This window comes from Streptomyces sp. H27-D2 (assembly GCF_035828615.1).
GTDB lineage: Bacteria > Actinomycetota > Actinomycetes > Streptomycetales > Streptomycetaceae > Streptomyces.
Genome location: NZ_JAYMZR010000160.1, coordinates 1 through 10,150, shown reverse-complemented (window position 1 = coordinate 10,150; position 10,150 = coordinate 1). Strand labels below are relative to the sequence as shown.

The following is a 10,150-nucleotide window of genomic DNA, read 5'->3' as shown; positions in this document are numbered from 1 at the left end:
ACCCGGCTCAGCCAGGAGGACGGCAGCGCGCTGTGGCGCGTCGACCGCCAGGTGGCGCGCGCCACGATCGTGCCCGCCGGCGCGGACGGCGCGCGGGACGGCGCGGGGGCGCGCGGCGCGAACGCCTCCGCCGCCGACCAGCCGGTGCCGGTCGCGGCCGGCCCCGTGGAGGCGCACACCAAGGTGCCCGCCGGGCCCGCGGGGCGGGTGCTGCGCGTCGCCGACGCGGCCGCTCCCGGCTGGACGGCCACGCTCGACGGCAAGGCGCTGAAGCCCACCACGGTCGACGGCTGGGCGCAGGGCTTCGCACTGCCCGCCAACGGGGGCCGGCTGGACCTCGGCTACGACACCCCCGTCAGCCAGACCGCCTGGGCCTGGGCGCAGGCACTGCTCGGCCTCGTCCTGCTGGTGCTCGCACTGCCGGGACGCCGCCGCGAGATCGACGACGACCTCCCGGAGGCCGCCGCGCCCGTCGTACCCGCGCAGCCGGTGTCCGGCGAGGGCCGCAGGGCGCGCAGGCTGCGCGCCGCGGCGGAGACCGGGACCGAGCCGGACGAGAGCGGCCCGGCAGGACCGCCGGACGCGGCCGACGACGGCTTCCCCGGCGGCCAGGACGGCTACCGGCCGGACGGCGACCAGGACAGCCGGCCGGACAGTCACCAGGACGGCTACAGCGGCCACGACAGCGGCCACGACAGCGGCCACGACAGCGGATACGACAGCGGATACGAGAACAGCTACGACGGCGGGGCCCGGGACGGGCAGGTCGCGGACCCGTACGCGCAGCCGCAGGACGCGGGCGTCGCCGACCCGTACGCGGCGGTGCCGCACCAGCAGTCGTACGAGGACTGGCAGCAGCAGCCGCAGGCCTACGCGACCGCCGACTACGCCCAGGGCGAGTACAGCCAGGGCGACTACGGCCAGGCCGGCCAGGTCGACCACGGCCAGGTCGACCACGGCCAGGTCGACCACGGGCAGTACACAGCTGACCAGTACCAGGCGAACCAGCAGGCGAGCCCGTACCCGAACCAGCAGTACCCCGACCAGCAGCAGCACCAGCAGCAGCAGCCGTATCCCGACCAGCAGCAGTACCAGCAGGACCCGCAGGCGCACTACCCGCAGGACCCGCAGGGCGGGCAGCAGGAGCCCTACCAGGGCGGTGAGTACGCCGATCCGTACGGCTACGGGCAGCAGCCCTACCCCGACGGCAGCTACCCCGACGGCAGCTACCCCGACGGCAGCGACCCCGCCCGGCCCGACCGGGGCGACACGACGTACGGCGGTGCGGAGCCCGAGCCGCGCCGCGACGGGAGCGAGCAGTGAACCGCACCACCCTGTCCCTGATCGGCGCCGCCACCGCGCTCGCCGCCGTCACCGGCGTCGCCTCGCTGGCGACGCCCGGCGCCGCGAAGGACACCGCCGCGAGGACCGCGTCCCGGCTGCCCGTCGAGCGGTCCACGCTGCTGTGCCCCGCCCCGACCTCCTCGGAGCTCGGGCGGACCACCTACTCCGCCTTCGCCCCGCAGGACGGGGCCGGGGGCCGGGCGAGCAAGGGCAGCGCCGAACTGCTGCCCGCGGCGCACGTCGCGGAGAACGGCCAGGCCGACAAGGGCAAGACGGACGACAAGGCCGGCAAGAACGGCAAAGACGGCAAGAACGGCGACGCCGAGCCCGTCGTCCCGCTGAGGGAGCCGGGCAAGCCCGTCACCGCGTCGGCGGACGGTGCGGAGGCCCCCGCGCTGTCCGGCACCGCCGACGGCCGGCTGGCCCCCGGCTGGACGGTGCAGCAGACCAGCGAGATCACCGCGGGCGTCGGCCGCGGTCTGGCGGGCACCGCCTGCACCCCGCCCGACACGGAGTTCTGGTTCCCGGGCGCGAGCACGGCCAAGGACCGCCAGGACTACGCGCACCTGACCAACCCGGACGACACCGCCGCCGTCGTCGACCTGGAGCTCTACGGCAAGGACGGCGCGATCAAGGCGCCGACCGGCGAGGGCATCACGATCCCCGCGCACTCCTCGGTCTCGGTCCTGCTGTCGACCATGACGAGTGAGCCGACGACCAATGTGACCGTCCACGCGCTGGCCCGCGCGGGGCGCGTCGGCGCGTCGGTGCAGAGCGTCGACGCCAAGCTCGGCGGCGACTGGCTGCCCGCCGCGGCGGACCCCTCGGCGGACCTGGTGCTGCCGGGCATCCCGGCCGACGCCACCTCCGTACGGCTGGTCGCCTTCGCCACCGGCGAGGACGACGCGGACCTCAAGGTGCGGCTGACCGGACCCAACGGGTCCATCAGCCCGGCCGGGCACGAGACGCTGCACGTCAAGAGCCGGATGACGGCGGCCGTGGACCTCGGCGACGTGACCAAGGGCGAAGCGGGCTCGCTGGTGCTGACTCCGACCGCGAGCGGCGGGAAGACCGCCCCGGTGGTGGCCGCGCTGCGCGTCACCCGGGGCAAGGGCAGCAAGCAGGAGACCGCGTTCATCCCGGCCACCGGCCGGATCGAGACGCGCGCCGCCGCCGTCGACAACCGGGCCAAGGGCAGCACGCTGTCACTGGTGGCGCCGGGCAAGAGCGCGAAGGTGAAGGTCACCGCCTCCGCCGGCAGCCAGGGGGGCACCCCGGTCAGCAAGACGTACACGGTCAAGGGCGGCACGACGCTCGCGGTGGACCCGCCCAGGCCCGCCGGGCTCAAGGGCGGCTACGCCCTCACCGTCCAGCCGCTGTCCGGCGGCCCGGTGCACGCGGCCAGGACGCTCGCGCTGCCGCAGGACGGCATCCCGATGTTCACGGTCCAGACGCTGCCGGACGACCGGGGGACGGTCGCGGTGCCGAAGGCCGGGCAGGACCTGAAAATGATGAACGACTGACTGAACGACTGACTCACTGACGGGCTGGAGGCTGACGGGCCGGATGGCCGAGGGGCCGGCGCCGCTCAGCCCCCTCGGACCCCGCTCGTTCCCGCCCGGCTCATTCCTGCCCGTACCGGGGGTCCACCGACTCGGGCGCGAGGCCGAGCAACTCGGCGACCTGCTCGACGATGATCTCGTGCACCAGCAGCGCGCGTTCGTCCCGGTTCTTGGTGCGGATCTCGACCGGCCGCCGGTAGACGACGATCCGGTCGGGCTTCCCGTCGGCCGCGTGCGCCAGGCCGCCGAGCGGAACGGTGTCCTCGTCGGTGACGCCGTCCACCATGCCGTCCCCCACGGCCCCGCCGGTGCCCGGACCGCAGCGCGGGACCTCGCGGACCGAGAACTCCACCGAGGAGAGCTGTGGCCAGCTCCGTTCCAGCCGTTCCACGGAGTCGTGCACCAGATCGACGAAGGCGTCCGCGCGGCTGGCCGCGAGCGGCACCTGCGGCGGGGCGATCGGCCCGCGCATCCCGCGTCCGTGACGGTCGCGGCGGCGTTGCCGCGGCTCGGACTGCTGGGGAGGTACAGGCGTTTCCATCACAGACGAGGGTAGCCGTCGGCCGCCGCCTTGCATGCGGGTGTCCCGGCATCGCGCGGTATGTCGCCGGATGAACATTCCAGCCACGTTCCCGTCCCGCGGGAGATCAATTATGGACAGCTCCGGGTCGATGATCCTTGTGGAATGACACTGACGGGAGCGAGTGCTGACCGGTGCGGTCGCCGCCGGCCACCGTGCGGCCCCGGCCCACCGCAGGTCAGACCGGCTACCCGGAATCCACTGGATCGGGTGGACCGGGGTGACACGGCCGAGTGAGTCTCCGGGTGAGTCGTCGCGGCCCGTTCAAGAGTGCGGTACCGTCCAACGTCGTGAGCCCTGTACGTCGCTGTTCGCGCACCGCGTGCGGTCGCCCCGCCGTCGCAACCCTGACGTACGTCTATGCGGATTCGACCGCTGTTCTCGGTCCGCTCGCCACTTACGCAGAACCCCATTGCTACGACCTGTGCGCCCCGCACTCCGAGCGGCTGACCGCCCCCCGGGGGTGGGAAGTCGTCCGTCTCGCCGTCGACACCGGCCCCGCCCGCCCCTGCGGCGACGACCTCGAAGCGCTCGCCAACGCGGTGCGCGAGGCCGCCCGCCCGCACCAGCGCGCAGCCGAGGCGTCCAGACCGACCGGCCGTGAGGCCGACCCGATGGAGGTCGCCAGGCGCGGCCACCTCCGGGTGCTGCGCTCGCCCGATTCCTGACGCGGGCGACCCTGGACACGGGGGCTCGGGGGCGGTTGCAGCCGGTGCCGACTCGCCTGCGTTCCGGCTGCGCGCCTGCGCCGCCTCCGGCTGACGTGCGATCACTCCCCGACTGCCGCCGACCGGGGTTTTTCCTGGGCCCGACTCACCGCGACCAGCACGCGGCCCTCCCACGAGGGGGACGGCCGGGCGGGCCCACCCCGGCCACACCCCTCGGCATACCGGACCCACCGGACCCCGCCGGAAAACCCTTGGCGCCCAGCCATTGACGGCGGCTTGGCGTGCGCACGACGATTCCTCCACTACCGGGAGATCAGCTTCCGCATCGCGGAAACCTGTCCGCAGCGCGGAAATCCGATCGCGGAACCCTGCCCGGAGCCGCCAACGCCCGGAGGCCCGCGTGTTCGTGCAGCAGTTGGAGCCCGTCGCCGATTCGCTGGCCCTGTCGGCCCTGGTCGCGGCCCTGCCTCTGGTCACTGTCCTGGTGCTGCTCGGCGGGGTGCGGATGCGAGCCCACTACGCGGGCCTGATCGGCCTCGGCGTCGCCGCGCTGGTCGCTTGGGTCGCGTACGGCATGCCGGTCGTCCAGACGGCCTCCAGCGCCGCTCAGGGTGTCCTGTTCGGCCTCTTCCCGATCATGTGGATCGTCGTCAACGCCCTGTGGGTGTACCGGATGACCGTCCGCACCCGCCACTTCGACGTGCTGCGCCGCTCCTTCAGCCGCTTCTCCGACGACCCCCGCATCCAGGCCCTCGTCATCGCGTTCTGCTTCGGCGCGCTGCTGGAGGCGCTGGCCGGGTTCGGCGCGCCGGTCGCGATCTGCGCGGTGATGCTGGTGGCCCTCGGCTTCGACCCGGTGCGCGCCGCCGTCGTCGCGCTCGTCGCCAACACCGCGCCCGTCGCCTTCGGCGCGATGGGCACCCCCGTCGTGACGCTCGCGCAGGTCACCGGGCTGCCGCTGGACACCGTCGCCTCGGTCGTCGGCCGGCAGACTCCGCTGCTGGCCCTCGTCGTGCCGCTGCTGATCGTCGCGATCGTCGACGGCAGGCGCGGGCTGCGCGAGACCTGGGTGCCGGCGCTCGCCTGCGGCGTCGCCTTCGCCGCTGCCCAGTTCGTGGCCTCCAACTACATCTCCGCGCAGCTCGCCGACATCGTCGCGGCGCTGCTCGGAGCCGCCGCGCTGATCGCCGTCCCGTCCGCCCGCCGCCCCGCCGAGGAGCCGGTACGGGCCGCTGTCCTGACCGGCGTACGCAGCGAGGACTTGGACCACGAGGACCCGCGCCCCGAGGTGCTGCGCGCCTACGCCCCGTACGCGCTGATCATCGCGATCTTCTCGATCGCGCAGATCCCGCCCGTCAAACGGCTGTTGGCGCGCGCCACCCAGACCTTCGACTGGCCGCTGCTGAACGTCGCCGACCCGGCCGGGCATCCGGTCGGCGGCAATGTCTTCGCGCTGCCGCTGATCGGCACCGGCGGCACCCTGGTGCTGCTCGCGGGCATCGCGACCGCCGTCGTGCTGCGCGTCCCGGTGCGCGCCGCGCTGACCGAGTGGGGCCGGACGGTGGGGGAGTTGCGGCACGCGATCCTCACCGTCGTCTCGGTGCTCGCGCTCGCCTACGTGATGAATCTGTCCGGACAGGCCGCCGCCATCGGCCACTTCGTCGCCGCGGCAGGCGCCGGACTCGCCTTCCTCTCCCCGGTGCTCGGCTGGTTCGGCGTCGCCGTCTCCGGATCGGACACCTCGGCCAACGCGTTGTTCGGCGCGCTCCAGGTCACCGCGGCCCGCGAGTCGGGGCTCTCGCCCGAACTGCTCGCCGCGGCCAACAGCTCGGGCGGCGTCCTGGGCAAGATGATCTCGCCGCAGAACCTGGCCATCGCGTGCGCCGCGGTCGGGCTCAAGGGCCGCGAGGGCGATCTGTTGCGCAAAGTCCTGCCGTGGAGCCTCGCGTTGCTGCTGGTGATGTGTCTGATCGTGGTGGGGCAGAGCACCTTCGTACTGGGGTGGATGCTGCCCTGAGAGCGGGGGCGGGAACGGACGGGGGGCGGGCCGGGGGCAGCGGCGCGGGGGTTCCGGCACTTGCCTGGACCGAGCGCCTGGACCGAGCGCCTGGGCCGGGCGCCCGGACCGAGCGCCCGGTTCGGTTCCCGGGATCGGCGACCGGGATTGTCTACCTGGATTGTCAGCTGCGCCAGGTAGGTTTGTGACTCCGTTCGGATCTGGTTCAGAACTCGCAGGAGGGGTTGGCCGTGGCTGATCTGTCGCAGCTCGTGAAGGCGTATGACGTGCGCGGAGTCGTCCCCGACCAATGGGACGAGTCGCTGTCCGAGCTGTTCGGCGCGGCGTTCGCTCAAGTGACCGCCGCCTCGGCGATCGTCATCGGCCATGACATGCGGCCCTCCTCGCCCGGCCTGGCGCGGGCCTTCGCCCGCGGCGCGGCGGCCCGTGGGGTGGACGTGACCGAAATCGGGCTGTGCTCCACGGACGAGCTGTACTTCGCGAGCGGCTCCATGGACCTGCCCGGCGCGATGTTCACCGCGAGCCATAATCCGGCGCAGTACAACGGCATCAAGATGTGCCGGGCCGGCGCCACCCCGGTCGGCCAGGACACCGGCCTCGCGGACATCCGCGCCCTCGTGGAGGAGTGGTCGCAGACCGGCGCGCCGGTGATCACGGCCGACGGATCCGACGTCGCCGTGACCGCGGGCGCCATCGTGCGGCGGGACGTCCTCGCCGACTACGCGGCCCACCTGCGCGGGCTCGTGGACCTCACGGAGATCCGCCCGCTCAAGGTCGTCGTGGACGCCGGCAACGGCATGGGCGGCCACACCGTGCCGACCGTCTTCAAAGGACTGCCGCTCGACCTGATTCCGATGTACTTCGAGCTGGACGGCACCTTCCCCAACCACGAGGCCAACCCGCTCGACCCGAAGAACATCGTCGACCTCCAGGCCAAGGTCCGCGAGGTCCACGCGGACCTCGGCGTCGCCTTCGACGGCGACGCCGACCGCTGCTTCATCGTGGACGAGCGCGGCGAGCCGGTCGCCCCCTCCGCGATCACCGCCCTGGTCGCCGCCCGGGAACTGGCCAAGCACCCCGGCGGCACGATCATCCACAACCTGATCACCTCCTGGTCCGTCCCCGAGGTCGTCAGGGAGCACGGCGGCGTCCCGGTCCGCACCCGGGTGGGCCACTCCTTCATCAAGGGCGAGATGGCCGCCGCCGGCGCGATCTTCGGCGGCGAGCACTCCGCGCACTACTACTTCCGCGACTTCTGGAACGCCGACACCGGCATGCTCGCCGCCCTTCACGTCCTCGCGGCCCTCGGCGGCCAGGACGGCACGCTCTCCGACCTCGTCGCCCAGTACGACCGCTACGCGGCCTCCGGCGAGATCAACAGCACCGTCGAGGACCAGCCGGGCCGCACAGCCGCTGTCCGGGCCGCCTACGCGGACCGGACGGACGTCGAACTCGACGAACTCGACGGCCTGACCGTCACCGCCCGCGACTGGTGGTTCAACCTCCGCGCCTCCAACACGGAGCCGCTGCTGCGCCTCAACGTGGAGGCGCGGGACGCGGCGACGGTCGCCAAGGTGCGGGATGAGGTTCTGGCGATCGTCCGGGGGTGACGGCGAGGGGGCGCCGGGCCGGCTGATGGCTTGATGGGCCGGCGGCGGCCTGATGGCGGGGCCGGCCGGTGGTGGTCGGCCCCGTCGGCTGCTGACTGCGGGCAGCGGGGCCTGCGGACGTGGGCCTGCGGACATGGGGCTACGGGACCGCTGGGTGGTCCGCCAAGACGGGGGCGGCCTGAACCGGGGGCGGGCCCGAGCCGGTCCGGGCCCACCCCAATCCCAACCCGAACGGGACCCGTCCGGGTCGACCCGAACGGGACCGGTCCCAGCCCGTGATGCCGCAGGTCGACTCGGTCGGAGCCGATCCGGGCGGATTCAAGCGAGGCCGAGCCGGCCCGACGCGCCCTGCCCGGCCAGGTCCCGCCCCCGGCCCGCGGCCCGCACCCCGGCGGTAGGCTGGCGGCACGATCCACCACCCTGAAGGGCACCCCACCATGCCGGTCGAAGCCAGCCTCCTTGAGATCCTCGCCTGCCCGGCGTGCCACGCGCCGCTGCGCGAGGCCACGACCGAACGCAAAAAAGGCCCGGCCGAGGCGGAACTGATCTGCACCGGCACAACCTGCGGGCTCGCGTACCCGGTCAAGGACGGCATCCCCGTACTCCTCGTCGACGAAGCCCGCCGCCCCACCTGAGCGGAACCGGCCGGACCGGCCGGACCCGGCCCGGGTCGACTCCACCGAATCGACCCGACCGAACAGGCCGACCGAACCAAGTAGGCCGACCAGGCCGAAGCGGCTCAGCGGTCCCAGGCCCGCCCAGCGGCCCGGCCCCACCGAACGACCGCACTGAAACGACCCACCGAAACGGCTCCGTCGATAACGGCTCCGCCGAAACCGGCCCAGCCGAAGCGTCCCGCCCGGCAACCGGAGGCTCCGTACGATGCTCGACGAGTCATTCCTCGACGCCCCCGACGCGCTCGCTCGCGCCGACGTCCGCGGCCTGCTGCGAGGGGCCGCCGAGTCGGGCGCCCGCGTACGCACCGCGGCCCGGCACGCCGCCGAGGCGGGGATCACCGCCCTCGCGCCGGACGGCCGCCCGCGCGCCGTACTGGTCGCGGGCCCGGGACCGGCCGCCAGCTGTGCCGCCGACCTGCTCGCCGCGCTGAGCGACGGCAGTTGTCTGGTCCAGCTCGTCCGGCCGACCGGCGTCGCGCCCGAAGCGGGTGCGCTGCGCTGGACGCTGCCCGGCTGGACCGGGCCGCTCGATCTGCTGCTGCTCGTCAGCGCGGACGGCTCGGAACCAGGGCTGGCCGTGCTCGTGGAGCAGGCATACCGGCGCGGTTGCTCGGTGGTGTGTGTCGCCCCGACGCGCTCGCCGCTCACCGGCGCGGTCGGCCAGGCGCGCGGCCTGGCGGTGCCCTTGGCCGACACGATCGCCGCCGCCTTCCCGAGCGGGCCCGCGCAGCCGTCCGATCCGCTCAACCCGAGCGCGCCGCTCGCCGGCGCCGACGACCCCTCGGCCGCGCCGGCCCCCGAGCCCCCGGGAATGAGCACTCCCTTCGGGCCGGTGCCGCTGCCGCCGTCCCCCGCGGCCCCCGGAACGCTGTGGGCGCTGCTCACCCCGCTGCTGTCGCTCGCCGACCGCATCGGGCTGCTCGACGCGCCGCCCGCCGCCCTCGAAGCGCTGGCCGAGCGGCTGGACAAGGTCGCCGAACGCTGCGGCCCGGCCATCGCGACGTACAACAACCCCGCCAAGACCCTCGCGACCGAACTCGCCGACGCGCTGCCCCTGTTGTGGACCGAGGGAACCGTCGCGGGTGCGGCCGGACGGCACTTCGCCACCGTGCTCACGACGCTCGCCGGCCGCCCGGCGCTGGCCGCCGAACTGCCCGAGGCGCTGACCACCCACGGCATGCTGCTGGCCGGAGCGTTCGCGGCCGGCACCGACCCCGACGACTTCTTCCGCGACCGGGTCGAGGACACCCAGGGCATGCACGCGCGCATCGTGCTGCTCCGCGGGCAGCCGCTGAACGCGACCTCGCCGACACCGACCGCCCGCGAACTCGCGCTGCGCCGGGACACCCCGGTCAGCGAGTTGCAGCCCGCCGAGGGAAGCCTCCTCGAAACCGCGGCCGAGCTGCTCGCCATCACAGATTTCGCCGCCGTTTACCTGTCGCTCGCCTCCAGCGAGCGATCATGACCAAGGGGCCACCAGCTCCGCCGAACCGCTCCGCCGAACCGCTCCGCCGAACCGCTCCACCGAACACCGGCCCCGCCCGCGCCCGCGATCTCGCAACCGCACGACTGAGCCCGCAGCGCTCACCCCGCCTCAACCGCACGCCTGAGCCTGCGCGGCTCGACCCGCCGTCACTGCACGACTGAGCCCGCAGCGCTCACCCTGCCGTAACCGCACCACCCAGCTCGCAC

7 protein-coding genes and 1 pseudogene are annotated in these 10,150 nt (G+C 73.9%); 7 read left to right on the top strand and 1 reads right to left on the bottom strand.

The window, feature by feature from the left end; all coding sequences use genetic code 11:
* Positions 1 to 1,323 (top strand): annotated as a pseudogene (locus QMK28_RS32800) (hypothetical protein); the annotation flags it as partial.
* A complete protein-coding gene (locus tag QMK28_RS32795) occupies positions 1,320 to 2,867 on the top strand; it encodes a DUF5719 family protein (RefSeq protein ID WP_326443342.1) in 1,548 nt (515 codons plus the stop codon). The pseudogene QMK28_RS32800 and the gene QMK28_RS32795, both read left to right, overlap by 4 nt.
* Positions 2,868 to 2,967: 100 nt before the next feature.
* Here the strand turns inward: QMK28_RS32795 and QMK28_RS32790 are convergent, their stop codons facing one another.
* Positions 2,968 to 3,447, bottom strand: coding sequence for a metallopeptidase family protein (locus QMK28_RS32790; RefSeq protein ID WP_326443341.1), 480 nt, complete (start codon positions 3,445 to 3,447; stop codon positions 2,968 to 2,970).
* Positions 3,448 to 3,731: 284 nt separating this feature from the next.
* Here QMK28_RS32790 and QMK28_RS32785 point away from each other — a divergent pair, with 284 nt between their 5' ends.
* From QMK28_RS32785 to QMK28_RS32765, 5 genes are all read left to right on the top strand, one after another.
* On the top strand, positions 3,732 to 4,154 hold the full coding sequence (locus tag QMK28_RS32785) for a DUF3499 domain-containing protein (RefSeq protein ID WP_326443340.1): 423 nt from the start codon (positions 3,732 to 3,734) through the stop codon (positions 4,152 to 4,154).
* Positions 4,155 to 4,554: 400 nt separating this feature from the next.
* Positions 4,555 to 6,171 (top strand): L-lactate permease, encoded by a 1,617-nt coding sequence (locus tag QMK28_RS32780; RefSeq protein WP_326443339.1) that lies wholly within the window; start codon positions 4,555 to 4,557, stop codon positions 6,169 to 6,171.
* A 230-nt stretch (positions 6,172 to 6,401) separates the two neighbouring features.
* On the top strand, positions 6,402 to 7,781 hold the full coding sequence (locus QMK28_RS32775; protein ID WP_326443338.1) for a phosphomannomutase/phosphoglucomutase: 1,380 nt from the start codon (positions 6,402 to 6,404) through the stop codon (positions 7,779 to 7,781).
* A 437-nt stretch (positions 7,782 to 8,218) separates the two neighbouring features.
* Positions 8,219 to 8,416, top strand: a complete 198-nt coding sequence (locus QMK28_RS32770) for a Trm112 family protein (protein ID WP_326443337.1) — start codon at positions 8,219 to 8,221, stop codon at positions 8,414 to 8,416.
* Between the two features lie 247 nt (positions 8,417 to 8,663).
* On the top strand, positions 8,664 to 9,923 hold the full coding sequence (locus tag QMK28_RS32765) for an SIS domain-containing protein (RefSeq protein ID WP_326443336.1): 1,260 nt from the start codon (positions 8,664 to 8,666) through the stop codon (positions 9,921 to 9,923).
* Positions 9,924 to 10,150 lie beyond the last annotated feature (227 nt).

Bases quoted from the DNA above. Each gene is read 5' to 3' on its own strand.
- QMK28_RS32790 (WP_326443341.1), bottom strand. From the start codon at position 3,447: ATGGAAACGCCTGTACCTCCCCAGCAGTCCGAGCCGCGGCAACGCCGC.
- QMK28_RS32770 (WP_326443337.1), top strand. From the start codon at position 8,219: ATGCCGGTCGAAGCCAGCCTCCTTGAGATCCTCGCCTGCCCGGCGTGC.
- QMK28_RS32765 (WP_326443336.1), top strand. From the start codon at position 8,664: ATGCTCGACGAGTCATTCCTCGACGCCCCCGACGCGCTCGCTCGCGCC.